Origin of the sequence: Acinetobacter sp. AR_0276, assembly GCF_003000705.1 — a bacterium.
Taxonomy (GTDB): Bacteria; Pseudomonadota; Gammaproteobacteria; order Pseudomonadales; family Moraxellaceae; genus Acinetobacter; species Acinetobacter nosocomialis.
In genome coordinates this window covers 622356-641910 of sequence record NZ_PSQO01000004.1, presented here as the reverse complement: position 1 = coordinate 641910, position 19555 = coordinate 622356, and the positions used below count along the sequence as shown (strand labels likewise).

Sequence of the window (19555 nt, the reverse complement as noted above, 5' to 3'; positions counted from 1 at the left end):
TTTTTGTGCAATATCTCTCTTTAACCTTTCAATTTATTGGCAAGGCTGTTTCGGCAGCCTTGTTTGGTATTTTGCTTTTAATTGCTTTTGCTTTAACCGCGCCGATGGGAAGCCATGAATATATGGGTTTTTATCGTTATGATTATTTACTCATCTATGCGCTCATTATTCAGATTTGCCTGTTGTATTTAAAGCTTGAGTCTTGGCAAGAAGCCAAGGTCATTGCTTTATTTCATATCATGGCAATGGTCATGGAAATCTTTTTGACACACCCTGGCATTGCTTCATGGCAATATCCGCAGCCTGCTGTGTTTAAAATTATTACTGTGCCTTTATTTGCAGGCTTTATGTACTCGGCTGTAGGTAGCTTTTTTGCTCGCTCAATCCGTTTATTTCAAGTTTCTTTTGAAAAACTTCCAAGTTTTGGAAGTATGCTTTTTCTCGCATTTTTCTCATATATTAATTTTATGAGTAAATTTTTTATACCAGATATTCGCTATATTTTATTTGCTTTTAGTGTTTATATTTTCTGGAAAACTACACTTTATTTTCAAATAAATGAACGTAAGTTTAAAACTCCAATGCTCCCTGTGTTGGTGACACTCGCATTCATAATTTGGGTTGCTGAAAATATTAGTACATTTTATAAAATTTGGGTTTATCCAAGTCAGATTAATGCTTGGCATATGGTGGGATGGGGTAAACTTGGTTCATGGTATTTATTATTACTACTAAGTTTAGTATTAGTTCTTAAAATATTAGGTCATCGAGATAATCAAGGTAATTGGAATTTAAAATAAAAATTTCCTTTTTACTTTTTATCATATTATTTAATTTTTAATTGCTAAATGACAAGCATATCGCTATCTTTGAAGGGTGTAACAATAGTTACACATAACAATACATAAGAAACAATCAATAATGATTTTGGAGATATACATCTATGTTAAAAAAATTAGCTTTAGCTGCTTTGTTAGCAGCTGGTTCAAGTGTTGCTATGGCTGATAACGATGTAGGTTGTGGTGTGGGTACGCAAGTATGGGCTGGCCAAAAAGGAGTGGTGCCGAAAATTCTTGCTGCAACAACAAACGGTATTTTTACTAACCAATTATTAGGTATTACTTTCGGTACTTTAGGTTGCCGTCAAGGCGGAACAGTAACAGCTCAAGTTGTTACCTTCACAAATGAAAATGCAGAAGCTTTAGCGCGTGATATGGCTGTAGGCCAAGGTGAAAGCCTGAACGTACTTGCTGAGTTAATGCAAATTAAACCACAAGACAAAGACCGTTTCTTCAAAGTTTCAAAAGCAAACTTCGGTGAAATCTATTCAACAAACAACCAAAACACACTTCAAGTATTAGCATCATTACAAAACGTAATGGCTAAAGACGAAGTTTTAAAAGCTTACGTATAAGTTTGAAATTGAAAACCCTGCCATTTGGCAGGGTTTTTCTTATATTTAATGATAAAAATTGATGAGCTTAATGAAATCGGTTGCTTTAATTTTTGCCTCATTGGCAGTTAATATTGCGTATTCTGCAGAAATAAATCCATCTATTCAAAACTATTGGTCTATTGCAGAACAAAAAAAATTAGACCAAGCCATTACATGGCAACGGCTCATGTATGCCAATAAAAACCAGAAGAGTGAAGTGAGTTATTCAGGTTATTTTATTGCAGCAAATGGAAAAAATAATTTAAAAGAAGAGTTAAAAGCCGATATCGCGGCATTGTTTACACCTGCGCCAGATAATCAGTCAATACGTTGTAAATTTCCGGCACGTAGTCAGTGGCTTATAAAGCAATTAGGCATTCAGGAAAATGAATTGCCACAAGTAAAATGTTCAGAGTTTGAAAACTGGATTAGCCAGATTAAGCCTTATAAAGCGACTTTAATTTATGCGACTGACTTTATGGGCAATCCAAGCTCAATGTTTGGACATACCTTATTACGCTTAGACCCTAAAGATCAAAAGCAGTTAAACCTCGTTTCTTATGCTGTAAATTATGCGGCCACTGTTGCAGGCAATGACAACTGGTCATATGCTTGGAAAGGCTTAACAGGGCAGTATCCGGGTGAATATTCACTTATGCCTTATTATCGTAAGGTAAAAGAGTATGGTGATTTTGAAAGCCGTGATTTATGGGAATATGAGTTAAATCTATCTCCTGAAGAAACACGTTTTTTGGTGAGCCATATTTGGGAAATGCAACATGTGAGCTTTCCTTATTACTTTGTGAGTGACAACTGTGCCTATCGGTTACTGGGCTTAGTCGATTTAGTTAAACCTGAGTCTCATCTACAAGAAAAGTTTAATTATGCTTCCATTCCAATGGAAACCATTAAAGCGATGCAACAACAAGGACTCACCAAAGCTCCTGTGTATCGACCCGCTTTAGAAACTCAATTATTGGCCCAAGCTCATCAACATGGTGCGTCTTTAGCAAAAGTTGCTCATCAAGTAGCAATGAAGCCAATTCAACAGTCTACAGAAACACTTAAATCATTTAGCCCATCAGATCAGGCCAAAATTCTTGAGATGGCTTACGATGATTTATATCTACAATTTATTGGTCGCAAAGTTGAAGAAAGCTTTGCCCAGCCACAGCTTAGACAGCTTTTAGCACTACGAAGTCAGATTGATTTAGATAAACAGCGCCAAGAACCGAAACGACCTTCTACCGAGCCAACACAAGGCCATAATGCACGTAATGTTTCGCTAAAACTGGGCGAAGTGCAAGGTGACAAGTTTATCGAGATAGGTCATAGACAGGCTTATCATGACTTAATAGATCCTCAAGGCGGATACCGTGCCGGTACTCAATTATTATTTTTAAATGGTAATGCGCAGTGGCGTAACGATCATCTAAAACTTGAGCATCTTGATCTATTAGAGGTGAACTCCTATAACCCGATTCAACCATTTAAAACACCGCTGACTTGGGGATTTAACTTAGGTTGGCGTCAGGAAGCGGTTCATGACGGTGTTTATAGTGATGAAAAGCAGCATGGCGTCGCGAGTTTTAATGCTCAGGTTGGTTACAGTCTTGCAGATTATGAGCGCAAACATATTTGCTATGGGCAGGTACAAACTTACGTCCAAGCTGGTTCAAATTTAGATAAAGGTTGGCGTGTAGGAGTAGGGCCGACATTAGGGTGTATGAATCAATGGTTTGAAAAGTTTAACTCAGTGGTGCAAGTGGAGTTGCCATATTGGGAAGACAAAAACCAATGGAACTTACGTTTAAATACACAGTGGCAATATGCCATTAATAGCAATAATGCTATTCGGCTTAATTGGGATTATGAAAAACAGAATCATCTGGACTGGATGAAATCAAGTCTTGGATATGTTTGGTTCTTTTAAATCATATATTCATAAAAAAGAGAGAAATAGATGAAGACTATTTCTCTCTTTTTGTTTTAGGGAAAAATTATTTCTTTATTGCATTTAGCACAGCATAAGCTGCTTTAATGCGTTCTTCATTTGGAATGCGTTTATTGGTTAACATGACTAAACCAATATTTTCTTTAGGTATAAATACGGCATAGGTTCCGAAACCATTTGTTGAACCAGTTTTGTGGTACATCTTAACTGAAGGTTCTTTTGAAATAGCAGTCACTTTATTAGGTTTCATCACAATCTGTTCTGAATTACTGTCTAATAAAGTTTGTAACGTTGCCGGATAAGCAAACTCTTCCCAACCGAGTGCCTGATACATGCTATTTACTTGATAGCGACCTTGATGTGTCTCATTAATTGCACATTGAATATTTGCCGGATATTTCTGTGGATTCAGGTTGGCATGAATAAAGCTCAGCATGTCGGGTAGGGTCGATTTGACGCCGTATGCTGGGGCATCGAGTGGGCCAGGGTTAACTCGAATTGGCTGATTTTCTTGGTTATAGCCAAATGCATAGTTTTGCATCTGAGTTTTAGGCACATTGACATAGCTATGTTTTAAGCCAAGGTCCGGAAAAATCGTTTTTTCCAAGACCTGACTAAAAGGCTGCTTCATTGATAAACCAACTATTTCCCCAAATAGGCCAATACTTGGGTTTGAATATTGTCTATATTCACCGATTGGGTTTTTAGGTTTCCAATCTTTAAAAAAAGTTAAAACCTGTTGATCTGTTTGTACTTCATCTGGGAATTGCAAGGCGAGGTTACCACTTGTATAGGTGGCAAGTTGAAGTAAATTGACCTGATCAATTGGGGTGTTTTTTAACTCTTTCCAGTATTTGCCCGGCGTATCATCAAAAGAGATTTTTCCTGTATTTTTTGCATAAGCACCTGCCGTCGCAGTAAATAATTTACTGACAGAACCTAGCTCAAAAATGGTATTGCTATTTACAGCTTTTTTATCTTGAACGGATTGTAGACCATAATACGTTTCATATTTTTTATTGTTTTGAATAACACCTACCGCCATACCCGGCACATTATATTTTTCTAATAAGGGTTTAAAATTTTGATCTACCAATTGTTTAATTTCTTGGTCTTTAGAAGTATTGCCCGCATAAATTGAGGTATTAAAAATAAAAAGAGAAGGTAAAAGTAAGTAAGAAATTTTTTTAAATTGCATGATTCGCTCATAAATCATTTAAAAAGAAAGATGCGTACTTTTATAACAAAAATCATCTAATTTAATTGTTATGTTTTATAGAGTTGGATTGAAGGTTTATAGCGTTTAGCTATAAAAAAAGCCCAACATGGTCGGGCTTTTTGCAGTAAAACTATATTAGTAGCTTTCTGGTACAGCACTTAAAAATTCACGGCGTGCTTCTTTATCGGTTTTAAAATCTCCGACAAATGAAACTGTACGAGTAGTAGATTCCTGTTTACCTACACCACGCATCATCATGCACATATGTGCAGAGTCAATGACTACAGCAACACCACGAGCGCCAGTGACTTCTGCAACAGCTTCAGCGATTTGCTGAGTTAAGTTTTCCTGAATTTGCAAACGACGAGCAAACATCTCGGTAATACGTGCAAATTTAGACAAGCCAAGCACTTTGCCTTCTGGTAAATAGGCAACATGAACACGGCCATAGAATGGGAGGAGATGGTGTTCGCAGAGCGAATAAAATTCAATATTCTTCACCAATACCATTTCATGGTTATCTGATGGGAAAACAGCATTATTGGTGACTTCTTCTAAAGTTTTACTATAGCCAGAAGTTAAATATGAAAAAGCTTTAGCCGCACGCACAGGCGTATCTTTAAGGCCGGGACGATTAAGATCTTCACCGACGGCAGTCAGAATATTTGCGTACGATTGCTGCATTGACATAAGACGTATAAATTTACTCTATTAGACAAGCTCGGCATTGTATCAGAAACATGCCCTGATGTTCATAAATCCTCACACTATATTTATTTTGGTTTTGCGCACGCTTAGTAAAAGATGAATAAAATTCATGCTTTTTATCGTTAAGAGTCAAGTGGTTGGATATGAAATGTGCGTTTAATATAGGTAAGTTCTAAATGATCGCTTCATGGCATCATATTTGCACAAAAGCATTATTATAAAACATAAGGATAAAACATGTCAGAACGTCCAATCACCTTCTTTTTTCGTGGCGGTCAGCAGCAAGTAGAAAATATTCTACCCACAATGACGGTTTTACAGTTTCTACGAGAATATACCCAAACTGGTAAAACCAGACAGACTGGTACAAAAGAGGGCTGTGCTGAGGGCGATTGTGGTGCATGCACAGTAGTGATTGGTGAGTTAGTCAATGACAACCTGCAATTGCGGAGCGTGAATGCGTGTATTCAGTTTTTACCGACGTTAGATGGCAAAGCGCTATTTACAGTAGAAGACCTTCATAGCTTATTGCCTGTACAAGATGGCACGCTTCATCCGGTACAACAGGCGATGGTCGATATGCATGGTTCACAATGCGGTTTTTGTACACCCGGTTTTATCATGTCGTTATGGTCAATGTACGAAAATGAACAACAGCCCCCAGGCAAAGATAAAATCAGTGATTATCTTTCTGGAAACTTATGTCGCTGTACGGGTTATCGCCCTATTTTAGATGCAGCACAAAAAGCTTATGACTATCCACGTGTGGCATTAAAGCGTCAAAAAGTAATTGATGTATTAAAAGAGATACGAGCATTACCAGCATTGCATTTGAATGATCAAAAGCAGCAATTTTTTGCACCGAGGACTTTGCAGGATTTTGCCGTATTACGCTTACAGTTGCCGCATGCGCGTATTGTTGCAGGGAGTACCGATGTCGGTTTGTGGGTAACAAAGCAGGGCCGTGATTTGGGCGATATGCTTTATATCGGTCAGGTTGAAGAGCTCAAAAAGATTGTAGTCACAGACCATGCTTTAACAATTGGGGCAAATGTAAGTTTGAGTGATGCACTCATTAAAATTTCAAATTTTTATCCCGACTTTCAAGAATTGCAGCGCCGTTTTGCTTCCATGCCCATTAAAAATGCAGGAACGTTAGGGGGAAATATTGCCAATGGTTCGCCGATTGGTGATTCAATGCCAGCATTAATTACGTTAGGTACACGATTGATTTCGCGCGTTGGTGAGCAGACTCGTGAAATTGCCTTGGAAGATTTTTATTTAGATTATCAAAAAACAGCATTACAGCTTGGTGAGTTTATAGAGTCGATTGTTATTCCACTTCGTGACGGACAGACGCGTTTTAAATTTGCCAGCTATAAAATTGCCAAACGATTTGAGCAAGATATTTCTGCAGTATGCGCTGCTATTTCATGTGAGCTAGATAATGATGGTGTCGCTCACAATGTGAAAATTGCTTTTGGTGGCATGGCTGCTATTCCCAAACGTGCAAAATATGCAGAAGCCGTATTGGAAGGCCAACAACTTACAACAGAATTGATCGTTCAGGCACAAGAAGCATTGTCGCAAGACTATCAGCCTCTAGATGATGGACGTGCTAGCTCTGCATATCGTTTACACGTCGCAAAAAACTGTTTACAGCGTTTTTATGTAGAAAAAGTTCTGTCTCGGACAATCACTCGAGTAAATGACTTGATTGCTATGGTGGAGATCTGACATGAATCAAAATATTGACTTAAGGGTTTCTAAAAAATCCGCTAAAGCAGGTGATTCGATTCCACACGAGAGTGCGCATTTACATGTGACGGGGCAGGCAACTTATATTGATGATTTACCCGAGCTTGAAAATACGTTGCATTTGGCAGTTGGATTTTCAAATTGTGCCAAAGGCAAAATCAGTAAGTTTGATTTAGATGCAGTACGTCAGGCCGATGGTGTCCATGCAGTTTTTTCGGCAAAGGATATTGAGGTTGAAAATAATTGGGGGCCGATTGTTAAAGATGACCCAATTTTTGCCGAGGAGCAGGTTGAGTTTTATGGACAAGCCTTATTTGTGGTTGTGGCCGAGAGTTATCAGCAAGCCCGTCAGGCAGTTCGCTTAGCAAAAATTGAGTATGTGCCCGAAACTCCGATTTTAACAATTCAAGATGCGATTAAAAAAGAATCGTGGGTGTTACCGCCTGTTGAATTTAGCCACGGTGACGTTGAACAGGCTTTTGAAAATGCTACACATCATCTTTCAGGGAATATTCAGGTTGGTGGACAAGAGCATTTTTATCTAGAAGGGCAAATTTCCTATGCGATTCCACAAGAAAATCAGAGCTTAAAAATCTATTGCTCGACACAGCATCCAACCGAAATGCAGTTACTAATTTGTCATGCACTAGGCATGAATATGCATCAGGTCAGTGTAGAAAGCCGTCGTATGGGGGGGGGGTTTGGTGGTAAAGAATCGCAGTCGGCGCAGTGGGCGTGTATTGCATCTTTGGCAGCGAAAAAAACAGGCCGTCCGTGTAAATTACGCTTAGATCGCGATGATGACATGAGTGCTACAGGCAAACGTCACGGTTTTGCTTATGAATGGTCTGTGGCTTTTGATGACAGTGGTCTTTTGCAAGGCTTAAAGGTGCAACTGGCTTCAAACTGCGGTTTTTCGGCTGATCTTTCTGGGCCAGTGAATGAACGGGCGATTTGCCATATTGGCAACGCCTATTATTTAAATGCAGTTGAGCTACGTAACTTGCGTTGTAAAACCAATACTGTTTCCAATACCGCATATCGTGGTTTTGGTGGACCGCAAGGCATGTTTGTCATTGAAAATATTATTGATGATATTGCGCGTTATTTAGGTTGTGATCCAGTTGAAATTCGTCAGCGCAATTTCTTTGCCGAGCAGCCCGGCGCCGGACGTGACCGTATGCACTATGGGGCAGAAGTTCGTGATAATGTTGCGCCAAAATTAGTAGCCGAACTATTGCAAAGTAGTGATTACGCGAAACGCAAACAGAGCATCCATGCCTTTAATCAGAATAATGACATCATTAAGCGTGGTATTGCGTTAACCCCATTAATGTTTGGTATTTCGTTTAACGCCGTGCATTACAATCAGGCAGGGGCACTGGTCTATGTGTACATGGATGGCACTGTCTCTATTACTCATGGCGGTACAGAAATGGGACAGGGGCTATATACCAAAGTACGGCAGGTTGCTGCATATGAGTTGGGTTTACCAATCGATAGCGTTCGTTTAATTGCAACAGATACTTCTCGTGTGCCAAATACTTCGGCAACTGCTGCATCGAGTGGCGCAGATCTAAACGGTAAAGCTGTTCAAAACGCCTGTATTAAAATTCGTGAGCGTCTGGCAAAACTTGCAGCCGAAATAAGTCAAAGTGAAGCTGAACAAGTCCAGTTTGAAGATAGTATGGTTTCAACAGGGAATGGTCATTCATGGACATTTCCTGACTTGGTTCAACGGGCATATATGGCACGTGTACAACTATGGGACAGTGGTTTTTATAAAACTCCAGAAATTCACTATGATCAGGTCAACCATTTAGGGCGCCCATTTTTCTATTATGCCTATGGTGCAGCGGTTAGTGAGGTCGCAATAGATACCTTAACTGGGGAAATGAAAGTATTACGTACTGACATTTTGCATGACGTTGGGCAGTCAATTAACCCTGCAATTGATATTGGGCAAATTGAAGGCGGTTTTGTGCAAGGGATGGGATGGCTCACGACAGAAGAGTTGTATTGGCAGCCGCAGGGCCCACACGCAGGCCGTTTGTTTACCCATGCACCTTCAACTTACAAAATACCGACCAGTATAGATATTCCTCATATTTTTAACGTCAAACTGTTTAATAATCAAAATCAGGCAGACACCATCTATCGCTCTAAAGCTGTAGGTGAACCGCCATTTATGTTGGCATTGTCAGTTTTCTCTGCAATTCGGCAGGCTGTACAGGCGGCTATACCAGAAAATGCACCGCTCGTACTCAATGCTCCGGCAACTGCCGAAGAAATTTTACGTGCAATTGCTATTGGACGGGGACAAGCTTTGGCAGATCGCCCACAAGCTAGAATGTAGAAGATTATGCAACATTTACAATGGTGGACTGATTTTGTAGCTTGGCAAGCCGATGCGTTGCCTATGGTATTGGTCACAGTGGTCCGTGCAGATGGTTCAACACCACGAGAAGTTGGTGCAACGATGTTGTTGCGGTTTAATTTACAACAGCAATGGCAGCAGTCGGATACGATCGGTGGGGGGCATTTAGAGTTTCAGGCAATTGATATTGCTAAAGCAATGTTAAGTGAAACGGGAACTTGTGTGAGGCGTATTGAACGTTTTAACCTCAGTGCTCGGCTTGGGCAGTGTTGTGGCGGAGTAATGTGGTTATTATTTGAAAAAATATTACCCGCTGAAATTGCGTCGGATTTGTCTGGAAGTTTCCAAGCGTGGCAAGCTGGAAAGCATATATCGCGTACCGTCTCACATCAATATGCATCCACTTGGCAGGCTATAGAGATGGAACAACAACCAAGTTTCGAGTTACATTCTGGCAGCAGTGAAGAATGGCAATTTAGCCAGCAGATTCAGCCTTATGCCATGCAAGTACTGGTTTGTGGTGCAGGTCATGTGGGAGAAGCAATTGTTCGTTGCTTATTGCCTATTGGTGTGAGGGTGAAATGGATTGATCCGCGTGATGATATTTTCCCATCCGATTTACTGAAACAGGTGCACTGTATAACAATTGATACCTTAGACACCGAGATAGAGCATTTTGACCGTTCAGGTGCAGTTTTAATTTTAACGCACGATCATCAACTAGATCTGCAATTGTGTTTTACAGCCTTAAAACCTACGGCAAAACCATTTGCTTATGTTGGGATGATTGGTTCGAAGAGTAAAAGGGCCATTTTTGAAAAACGTATGCAGGTGCGAGGTTATACTCAGGAAACATTACAACGTTTGGTTTGCCCGATCGGGATAGAAGGGATTTCATCGAAACAACCTGCAACGATTGCCGTTGCAGTGGTTGCTCAATTATTGCAGGTATTTGATGTAAAAAAATGATCCCAAAGGATCATTTTTTTTGTTCGAACTTAGGATTTTTTTCTGCACGTTTAAGCAGTACGAGAACGGCACCTGTACCACCTTGGTTTTCAGGGGCACTTACAAAGGCCAACACATCGCGGTGTTGACGTAGCCATCCGTTGACATAGGTTTTTAAGACCGCTTCTGGGCCTTTACCATGCACAATTTTGATGACATTTTGATTTTCATCTTTTGCCATCTGGATGATTTGTAAAACTGCGTCACGTGCTTGTTCAATGGTACAGCCGTGTAAATCTACAGCTTCAAACCAACGCATCTTGCCTGCTTTTAAGTCTTCAAAAACCTTATGTTGAAGGGTCGCAATGCGATAGCTTAACGTTGCTTGGCTTGCGACTGGATTTAAGGCAGCTTGTGTATCTGATAGCTCGGCATGTTCGGTATCACGACCACCTTCGGCAGCTGCACGTTTTGCCAAAGTTTGTGCATCGACTTTTTTGGCACGAGGTGTTTTTACATCGGCAATATTACTATTGTTGATGCGTTTTACACCTGCAACAGCCTGTTGAAACAGGTATGTATCTTCCAATTCTTCAGTCTCAGCCTGAGATTTTTTCGTCTCAGGCTGATTTGCGATTTTGCTTGAATGAGGATTGGAGATTTGCTTTTTAAATTGCTTCAATAACTTTTGTTGCTCTTTAGAAAGCGATGAATCTTTATTACTCATATATCTTCATTAAACCGTTTGAGGTTGTCCAAAAAGAGCAGTAAAAGCTTGATCTGGACGTGGTTGTTTCATAAAACTTTCGCCAACCAAGAAACTGTGAATATCATGCTCTTGCATCATACGCACATCATCTGGTGTCGCGATGCCACTTTCAGTGATCAGTAAACGTGAGGACGGAAGTAATTTTTTCAAGCGGATAGTAGTATTTAAATCTACATCAAAGGTTTTTAAATTACGGTTATTCACGCCTAATAAACATTGATCAGAAAGCTTTAAGGCACGCTCTAACTCTTCTTCGTCATGAACTTCAACCAATACATCAAGTTGATGTTCAAACGCAGTTTTAGACATTTCTTCGAGTTGCTGGTCAGACAAACAAGCAACAATTAATAAAATACAGTCAGCATGCAAAGCACGTGCTTCAACTACATTATATGGGTCGACCAAAAAGTCTTTACGTAAAGCAGGTAGGGCACAATGATTGCGGGCAATCGCAATATTTTCATCTGCACCCTGAAAGAAATCCACATCAGTCAGTACTGATAAACATGCTGCTCCAGCGTGTTCATATTGCTGAGCAATTTCAGCAGGATTAAAGTCTGCGCGAATGATTCCTTTTGATGGAGATGCTTTTTTAATTTCAGCAATCACACCCGGACGTTTATGTTGTAAAGCATTTGCAAAGCCACGCACCGGAGACGCTGCTTTTGCAAGCTCTTCTACATCTTGCAAATTACGTTGTTTTAAACGCGCAGCAAGTTCCTCATGTTTACGGTCAACAATTTTACCTAAAATGGTATTTTGAATATTAATCATGAGAAGTCCTTAATCTGCCTGAGATTGTTTTAATGTTTTAGTAAATTCAGCTAAAACACTCATTTTCTCTAATGCTTGCCCGCCGTAAATAATATCTTGCGCGAAAGTAACAGCCTGAGCATAAGTTTTGGTAATGCCTGCTACATAAATACCTGCGCCCGCATTAAGCGCAATCATGTTTGCTGCTTTTTCACCAATATCGGATTTATTTTTGCTTAAAGCATCTTTAATGAGCTTTAGACTCGCCGATGCATCAGCAACCACTAAACCATTTAATGTTTGTGACTCAATTCCGACATCTTCCGGATTAAGTGTCCATTCAGTAACTTCGCCATCTTTGAGTTCGGCAACAGTGGTAGGCGCTGCAAGACTAATTTCATCAAGACCATCTCTTGAATGAACAACCATGACATGTTCGGCACCGAGTTGTTTCATCACTTCTGCAATTGGACGGCACAGTTCATCTGAAAACACACCAATCACAAAGCGCTTTACCCCAGCTGGGTTGGTCAATGGGCCAAGTAAATTGAAAATGCTTCGAATACCAAGTTCACGACGTGGGCCAGCAGCGTATTTCATGGCTTTGTGGTGGTTTGGTGCAAACAAGAAACCCACACCCATTTCACGGATGCAGCGTTCAGTTTGTTGCATATCTAGATCAAGATGAATACCTGCTTGCTCAAGTAGGTCTGATGAACCTGATTTACTTGAAACGCCACGGTTACCATGTTTTGCAATGGTCGCACCTGCTGCTGCAATCACAAAGCTAGACGCTGTAGACACATTAAATAAATTTTGTCCATCACCGCCAGTTCCCACGATATCTACTAAATGTTTGATATCACTCACATCGATCTTAATTGCAAATTCACGCATGACACGTGCAGCCGCTGTCATTTCGTCGATGCTTTCACCTTTCATGCGTAGGCCCATCATTAAAGCACCAATTTGTGCCTCGGTTGCCTCACCTTGCATGATGCTGCGCATAATTTCTTCCATTTGAGGCTGAGTCAAATGAATGTTCTTGGTAATGTGGTTAAGCGCCTGTTGGATATTCATAGTCATGATTTACAGCATTAATGATTAAAATTTTTAGGTGAAGTTGATCGAGTGTGGGAGGTTCGGCCTATTGCGTTCCATGATTCACTAGCTAGGGGAGCTATGTTAGCAGAAAATAATCAAAGATTTTTGCTGTTCGATAAGAGAATTAAAAATTTTGCTCAGTTAGGGTATAGGTTTGAGTTATAAACAGAATTCATTTATTGAAAAAGGTTTTAGTTTGTTGTGAGTTTTTATGATAAATAATTAACCATTTGGTATATCTTAAACATCAATATATCTAGAAAAAATCTGTATAAATCAAACAAATAAAAGTGGATATAGTAGGGCGATCTTTATTTTGTCTACTAATAAATATGTATTTAAATAACTTGAAATATGTAGGGGCTTTAAAAAATAAGCGCTCATTTATTTTCGTATTTGTTGCACTGTTTCATCCGTTAGAAAGTTATGCACAAGAAGCTGTAGAGCAACCACAAAACCAAGCTAAAGCAGATAAAGTAGTTCGTGTTGCGGTGACAGGTTCTCGGATTTCAAAAGCACAAAAAGATGGCCCGACCAGTGTGACCGTCATTACCGCAGCCGATATTGAAAAACAAGGTTTTAGTAATGCATTTGACGCACTCAATAACCTGACGCAGAACACAGGTTTCGTACAAGGTGCCGATTATGGAAATACGTTTACGCCTGCGGCTAATGCCATTAGTTTGCGAGGTCTAGGTCCAAATCATACTTTGACTTTAATTAATGGACATCGGGTTGCAGACTATCCTGTGCCTTATGATGGCTCTGTCAATTTCGTAAACTTAGCCAATATTCCCACTGCCATTATTGACCGTATTGAAATATTAAACGGTGGTGCTTCTGCAATTTATGGTTCAGATGCAATTGCAGGTGTGGTGAATATTATTCTGAAAAAGAAAACAGACGGCACACAATTTAATATCAAGGCAGGCGGAACCAAAGAGGGTGGTGAAAACTTACGTTTACAACTGAGTGGCAGTAAAACTTTAGACAAGCTCAGCCTTGTTTATGGGGTTGAACTCAGTGGCCGTGAACCGATATGGGCGGCCGATCGAGATTTTATGTCGAGTCGAACTCGTTTGGGGGAGAAACCTGACACGATTGTGGGTCGGAAAAATGCCGATACTGGTAAATACCTTTCAATTGGAGGGTGTCAGGCCTTTAATGGTTTATTTAACGGATCAGTCAATAATATAGGGCAAGCAGGGGCGGACAATTGTGCCAGTGGTTTGGCTCGACCGACTTATTGGACTGTTCAAACTCAAAATCGCAGTCAAAATGGTTATCTCGGTTTAGACTATGAGTTAAATGATAAAACTCAATTATTTGCAGATTTTTTGATTGGGGCAAATCAAATTGAAAACAATACCCGTAGTCCGATATGGACCTCTTTAGGTGCATCGAGTGGTTATTTTCTAAATCAAGATTCGGGAAATTATGAAATTTGGAATCGTCGTTTTGCGCCTGAAGAATTAGGTGGGGTAGAACGCATAAATAAAAAATGGAAAGAACTTTCTTCGAACTTAAATTTTGGAATTCGAGGCGATATTGGGGAGACGAGCTGGAGTTATGAAGCAGCCTATAATGGTTCCATCTATACTAGTCAGCTACACCGCCAAGGCTTATTACGTTCGAATGTTGATGAATATTTCTTAGGTCAGCAACTTGGTACAGATGCAGATGGTATTCCTATTTATTCACCTCGCTTAGATCGTTTAAGTCGACCACTCACAGCAAGTGAATTTGAAAGCATTTCGGGCACAACAAAAGAAAAAGATAAGTCGTGGGCGCAAAGTTTAACCTTAAGCGCGAATGGTGACGTATTTAAGCTACCTGCAGGAACTGCCAAACTTGCGGCTGTGGCTGAAATTGGGCGTCAAGGCTTCTCGATTAAGCCAGATGAGGCGATCGAAAATGGTGAATATTATAATTTAAGCTCTAGTGGCGAATATGGAGGTACACGTACCCGCCAAGCACTTGGCGCAGAATTATTCTTACCTTTAGCAAAACCATTAAATTTAACCTTGTCTGGACGTTATGACCGTTATGCTTTATCAGATAACAGCATTGATAAGCTAACTTTCGGTTCGGGTCTCGAGTTTAGACCACATCCAACTTTATTAGTGCGCGGTAACTATGCGACCAGCTTTCGTGCACCAGATATGAACTATCTGTTTTTAAATAAACAAAAAGGTTATTTCCCAAGTACAACGGATTATTTACGTTGTAGCCAAACGGGACAACCTTTAGATAAATGTAGCTTTAAAGATTACGCACCTGGGGCGAACTACACTTTAACCGGAAACAAAGAGCTGAAACCTGAAGAGGGTAAATCTTATGGTGCAGGTTTTGTTTGGTCACCCACCAATAAATTTGATATCAGCGTCGATTACTGGGATATCAAAATTGATAATCTTGTGACGAATTTAAGTGCGGACAAAATTCTACGTTTGGAAGCAGATTGTCGTTTAGGCAACCAAGATATTAACTCTGCGGCCTGTATCGATGCTTTGGCACGTGTAGAGCGTAACCCTGCAAATGCAGTTGTCGATCCAAATGTGATTAAGAATATTAATATCGTTCCGATTAATGCAGCATCAGACCATACCCGCGGGATTGATTTCACTAGTAGATGGCGCTGGAAAACAGACAGTTTTGGTAACTTTCTCTGGACGGTAAATTATAGCCGTGTACTAGAACATGAATATCAACAATCAAAAGATCACGAGAAAGATGACTATTTAAAAGATTTAACTATTCCTGATTGGCGTGACCGTTTTAATACCAGTCTCAGCTGGAGCTTTGGTGATTGGGCATCAACAGTATTAGTTAATCGTTATGGCAAAATTCCAAATGGTAACCAAACTGCCTATTTAAGCCCAACGTATTTGGTGAACTGGAGCGGTACTTATCAAATCTCTCCAAAAGCTTCTGCTTCAATCATTATTAATAACGTGTTTGACAAAGTGAAACGAGATGACACAGGCGGTTGGCCGTATTATCCGGTAGGATCATATTCACCATTCGGCCGTCAAGGTTGGTTGGAGTTTAACTATAAATTCTAAGAATGATGTATGGATGCAGCGAAGTGGTACAGCATTTGCTGCATCTTTTTATTTAAAACTACAGAGGATAAAACCCCTTATGCTGGTCAAGCCTTCATTTAAAAAAAGATTGCTACTTACAACATTATTATCTTTATCTGCTACACAGATTTTTGCATCTAATAACAGTGAACAAATCCCGATTGGTAAATTACCCGAGTGGGTTGTACCCGAATCTTATGATTTAGATTTTAAGATTGATCCCGCACAAAAAGGCTATACCGGTAAAACTACTATTCATTTAAAACTGGCTCAAGCCACAGATCACCTCTGGATTCATGGTAAATCTTTGACGGTGAAAGATGTGAATATCACATCGGCAGAGGGCGTCAAAACCAAAGCAAAATATGAGCAAGCCTCCGAAGTAGATGGGGTGAGTAAAATTAAATTTGCCAAGACCTTGCCCGCAGGACAGTATCAACTTGTTCTAGATTTTAATGCAGCATATGACCAGCAGCTCGACGGTATTTATAAAATTGAGTTTGAGGGTAAACCTTATGTGATGACTCAAATGGAAGCAATTAGTGCACGCCAGTCATTCCCATCATTTGATGAACCACGTTTTAAAACGCCGTTTAATATTCGTTTGACGATTCCAAGCAAATATTCAGGTTTTGCCAATACCCAACAAACGTCGGAGCAAGTCGATAAGTCGGGTTGGAAAACGCTCAGTTTTGCACAGACAAAACCACTGCCAACCTATTTACTTGCATTGGCTGTCGGACCGTGGCAATTACAAAAAGGGCCTGATATTGGAGCAACTTCATGGCGTAAGCAGCCGATCCAGTTACGTGGTATTGCACCCGATGCTAAAGCTGAAAAAATGCAGCATGCTTTATCTGAAACGCCAGCCATTTTAAAAACTTTAGAAGATTATTTTGCCTTTGGTTATCCATTTGACAAGCTCGACTTACTGGCAGCACCAGACTTTGCTGCCGGAGCAATGGAGAATCCGGGGCTAATTACTTTTAGAGACTATCTAATGTTGTTAGATAAGGACTCGCCAGTCTCTTTTGTACAGAATTCATTTAATGTCAATGCACATGAGCTTGCACATCAATGGTTTGGTGATGTCGTCACGATGCCGTGGTGGGATGATTTGTGGCTAAATGAATCTTTTGCCACATGGATGCAAAGTAAAATTACTCAAAAATTACATCCGGAATTTAACGCTGATTTAGAGCGTATTTCAGACACCGCAGATGCGATGAAAAGTGATAGCTTGGTAAGTGTACGCCGTATTCGCCAGCCTATTTTAAGTAATGCCGATATTCAAACCGCTTTTGATGGTATTACTTACCAAAAAGGTGCAGCTGTTTTAAATATGTTTGAAAGCTATTTGGGTGAAGAAAAATTCAAACAAGGGGTGCGCAATTATATTAATAAGCACCAATACGGTAATGCGACAGCCAATGATTTAATTAGCGCTTTAGCAGAGCAATCTGGACAAGGTGAGCGCTTTACTAGAGCGATGAAAAGTTTTCTTGATCAACCAGGTGTGCCTTTAATTAACACCGTATTAGAGCAAGAAGGCAATAAAGTCTTTTTAAATGTGAAGCAAAGCCGTTATTTACCTGTGGGTTCAAAAGGTGATGCAAGAAGCCTGTGGGGTGTACCATTATGTGTACGTTATGAAGTTCCAAATGCAGGTAGCAAAGTGCAATGTGAACTGGTAGACCAAGCAGAAACCAAGATTGAACTCAAAGGTGCCAGCTTTGACAGTTGGTATATACCAAATGCAGATGCGGCAGGATACTACCAATTTAGTTTGCCACAAAAAGAGTTTACTCGTCTGACTGCCGCTACAGAAAAGCTTTCTAACACTGAACAGTTAGCTTATGCCTATGCAATTTCAGCTGCATTTAACCATGGGGATATTAATTTGTTGGCTGTCGTAGATGCTGCGAAGAAATTCGCTAATTCAAATAGCCGACAAATTAGTACAGCGCTGTTTTCCCAGTTAAGTACCATTCATCGTCATGTATTGAAAACAGAAGCTGAACGTGAACATTTTAGAAAAGTTTTGGCAAATTTATATTTACCTAAATTAAATCAGTTGGGTTATGTCAGTAAAACAGGTGAATCAGCTGAAGACAGTTTATGGCGTAGTGAGTTAGTTAGATTTCTTGCTTTAGATATTCAAGTTCCTGAAGTTCGTACACAACTGTTAAAACAGTCAGATGCTCTATTTGCTCAAAAGCAGCTTAATTTTGCGCAAGTAACACCTGAATTATTGCCAACCATTTTAGCTGTACGTGTACAAGAAAAAGGTCAACCAGCTTTTGACCGATTGTCTGGAGAGTTACAACACGTGACTCAACCAACACAACGTCTAGCAATCCTTACAGCCTTAGGCTCGGCAAATCAAGAAGCAACACGTCAACAAGCCCGTCAGTTGATTTTGAACCCGCGTGTTAAAGTTGGTGAAGTTCGTACCGTAGTTAACTCCATTAATAATTATGGAGATGAACAAGGCGGTTTATGGTCTTGGTTTAAGGTAAATCATGAGGCAGTGTTTGACCGTTTAGGTAAGTCTTCGGCTGGGCGTTTTCCTGCAATGTTTAGTGGGGCAGCATGTACCCAACAACAAGCGGCACAGTTAAATGACTTTTTTGCACCACGAACTAAAGAGTTGGTTGGGGTGGAAAGAGGATTGAAACAAACCAAAGAACGTATTCAACTCTGCGAATCTTTGGTGGCAAAACAAGATGGATCAATTGTGCAACAGTTAAAGTTGTAATTGATTCAGCCATGAAAAAAGCCAACTGATCGTAGTTGGCTTTTTTATTAAGGGTTCTTATCAAATTACTTTTAAAACAATCTATTGACGGCTGACTTATGCGTAGATGTCTAAAAAGTTTTTAAAGATTTGATGGCCATGTTGACTCAAAATGGATTCAGGATGGAATTGTACGCCTTCAACAGGAAGTGTCTTATGTTTAACGCCCATAATTTCTTCCATTGAGCCATCTACTTCATTGGTCCAGCATGTTACTTCAAGGCAGTCAGGTAGCGTTTCCTGATCAATGACCAACGAGTGATAACGAGTTGCCGAGAATGGGCTAGGCAGATTACTGAAAATACCCTTATTGCTGTGGTACATATCAGATAAACGTCCGTGCATCACCGTTTTGGCTCTTACAATTTTTCCGCCAAAAGCTTGCCCGATACTTTGATGTCCTAAACACACGCCAAGCAATGGAATTTTTCCGGCAAAGTGATTAATTGCAGGAATTGAAATACCAGCTTCACTTGGAGAGCAAGGGCCAGGGCCAATTACGAGGTATTTAGGTTGCCATCGTTCAATATCCTCTAATGTGACTTGATCATTGCGAACTACTTTTACTTCCTGATTCAACTCGCCAAAATACTGGACGATGTTGTAGGTAAAAGAGTCGTAATTGTCGATCATTAGAAGCATGATGA

General features: G+C 40.0%; 14 protein-coding genes. 8 read left to right on the top strand and 6 right to left on the bottom strand.

The genetic code is table 11. From position 1 onward, the window contains the following. The first annotated feature begins 5 nt into the window (after positions 1 to 5). The 3 genes from CSB87_RS03910 to CSB87_RS03900 all read left to right on the top strand — a co-directional run bounded on the left by CSB87_RS03910 (position 6) and on the right by CSB87_RS03900 (position 3368). Positions 6 to 800: a DUF817 family protein gene (locus tag CSB87_RS03910; RefSeq protein WP_002052947.1), complete on the top strand. Its 795-nt coding sequence runs from the start codon at positions 6 to 8 to the stop codon at positions 798 to 800. 143 nt (positions 801 to 943) lie between these two features. Continuing rightward, positions 944 to 1414, top strand: coding sequence for a DUF3015 family protein (locus tag CSB87_RS03905; protein ID WP_000914200.1), 471 nt, complete (start codon positions 944 to 946; stop codon positions 1412 to 1414). A gap of 61 nt (positions 1415 to 1475) precedes the next feature. Next, the gene (locus CSB87_RS03900) at positions 1476 to 3368 is read left to right on the top strand and encodes a DUF4105 domain-containing protein (RefSeq protein ID WP_031952984.1); all 1893 of its coding nucleotides are present in this window, start codon (positions 1476 to 1478) and stop codon (positions 3366 to 3368) included. Positions 3369 to 3435: 67 nt separating this feature from the next. On the opposite strand, the gene blaADC is transcribed toward CSB87_RS03900, so the two are convergent. Together blaADC and folE are read right to left on the bottom strand one after the other, a co-directional pair. After that, positions 3436 to 4587: an ADC family extended-spectrum class C beta-lactamase gene (gene blaADC, locus CSB87_RS03895; RefSeq protein ID WP_031952983.1), complete on the bottom strand. Its 1152-nt coding sequence runs from the start codon at positions 4585 to 4587 to the stop codon at positions 3436 to 3438. Between the two features lie 156 nt (positions 4588 to 4743). Beyond that, the gene (gene folE, locus CSB87_RS03890) at positions 4744 to 5292 is read right to left on the bottom strand and encodes a GTP cyclohydrolase I FolE (RefSeq protein WP_001187844.1); all 549 of its coding nucleotides are present in this window, start codon (positions 5290 to 5292) and stop codon (positions 4744 to 4746) included. 261 nt (positions 5293 to 5553) lie between these two features. Between folE and xdhA the strand changes: the two genes are divergently transcribed. The 3 genes from xdhA to xdhC are packed head-to-tail and all read left to right on the top strand — an operon-like array spanning position 5554 to position 10420. Beyond that, positions 5554 to 7053: a xanthine dehydrogenase small subunit gene (gene xdhA, locus CSB87_RS03885; protein WP_031952980.1), complete on the top strand. Its 1500-nt coding sequence runs from the start codon at positions 5554 to 5556 to the stop codon at positions 7051 to 7053. A gap of 1 nt (position 7054) precedes the next feature. Beyond that, complete coding sequence (gene xdhB, locus CSB87_RS03880) at positions 7055 to 9430, top strand: xanthine dehydrogenase molybdopterin binding subunit (protein ID WP_106105037.1); 2376 nt, start codon at positions 7055 to 7057, stop codon at positions 9428 to 9430. Positions 9431 to 9436: 6 nt separating this feature from the next. Continuing rightward, positions 9437 to 10420, top strand: coding sequence for a xanthine dehydrogenase accessory protein XdhC (xdhC, locus tag CSB87_RS03875; protein WP_031952978.1), 984 nt, complete (start codon positions 9437 to 9439; stop codon positions 10418 to 10420). A 10-nt stretch (positions 10421 to 10430) separates the two neighbouring features. Here xdhC and CSB87_RS03870 read toward each other — a convergent pair whose 3' ends face one another. From CSB87_RS03870 to trpD, 3 genes are read right to left on the bottom strand one after another with little or no spacing between them, the layout of a single operon-like run. Continuing rightward, on the bottom strand, positions 10431 to 11126 hold the full coding sequence (locus CSB87_RS03870; protein WP_031952976.1) for a Smr/MutS family protein: 696 nt from the start codon (positions 11124 to 11126) through the stop codon (positions 10431 to 10433). Between the two features lie 9 nt (positions 11127 to 11135). Further along, positions 11136 to 11942 carry an indole-3-glycerol phosphate synthase TrpC gene (gene trpC, locus CSB87_RS03865; protein ID WP_031952974.1) on the bottom strand — a complete coding sequence of 269 codons (807 nt, stop codon included), beginning with the start codon at positions 11940 to 11942 and terminating at the stop codon, positions 11136 to 11138. Positions 11943 to 11951: 9 nt separating this feature from the next. Further along, on the bottom strand, positions 11952 to 13001 hold the full coding sequence (trpD, locus tag CSB87_RS03860; protein ID WP_009498528.1) for an anthranilate phosphoribosyltransferase: 1050 nt from the start codon (positions 12999 to 13001) through the stop codon (positions 11952 to 11954). A gap of 356 nt (positions 13002 to 13357) precedes the next feature. Between trpD and CSB87_RS03855 the strand changes: the two genes are divergently transcribed. Together CSB87_RS03855 and CSB87_RS03850 are read left to right on the top strand one after the other, a co-directional pair. After that, positions 13358 to 16090: a TonB-dependent receptor plug domain-containing protein gene (locus CSB87_RS03855; RefSeq protein WP_106105036.1), complete on the top strand. Its 2733-nt coding sequence runs from the start codon at positions 13358 to 13360 to the stop codon at positions 16088 to 16090. Positions 16091 to 16103: 13 nt separating this feature from the next. Further along, positions 16104 to 18869, top strand: a complete 2766-nt coding sequence (locus CSB87_RS03850; protein ID WP_079377791.1) for a M1 family metallopeptidase — start codon at positions 16104 to 16106, stop codon at positions 18867 to 18869. A 96-nt stretch (positions 18870 to 18965) separates the two neighbouring features. On the opposite strand, the gene CSB87_RS03845 is transcribed toward CSB87_RS03850, so the two are convergent. After that, positions 18966 to 19550, bottom strand: coding sequence for an anthranilate synthase component II (locus CSB87_RS03845; RefSeq protein WP_031952968.1), 585 nt, complete (start codon positions 19548 to 19550; stop codon positions 18966 to 18968). Positions 19551 to 19555: the final 5 nt, after the last annotated feature.